General features: G+C 55.0%; 1 protein-coding gene. It reads right to left on the minus strand.

The window, feature by feature from the left end; all coding sequences use genetic code 11:
• Positions 1-271, minus strand: a 271-nt coding sequence (locus tag RFW85_RS10665) for an Ig-like domain-containing protein (protein WP_309171523.1), incomplete at both ends; no start/stop codon positions are given.

A 271-nucleotide genomic window follows, 5' to 3' on the forward strand; every position in this document is an offset into this window, starting at 1 on the left:
AACCACAGTTGCTGTCGGATCATTCACTGTACCAGTGAGTGCTGGTGTGCTGTCGTTCGTCAACACATCATCCAGTGCAACCACCGGCGGTGTAATGTCTGCAGAGACTGTGCCTGTACCTGGCAATGAAGTATTGCCTGCAGGGTCAGTCGCTGTTGCAGTCACGGTATCGCCATCCACCAGGTTACCCGGGTTTGGTACTGACCATGTTCCGTCTGTACCTGCCACGACTGTTGCAGTGGTGCCATCAGGGAAGCTCACCGTCACGGTT

This window comes from Acinetobacter sp. 12966 (assembly GCF_031196995.1).
Classification (GTDB): domain Bacteria; phylum Pseudomonadota; class Gammaproteobacteria; order Pseudomonadales; family Moraxellaceae; genus Acinetobacter; species Acinetobacter geminorum.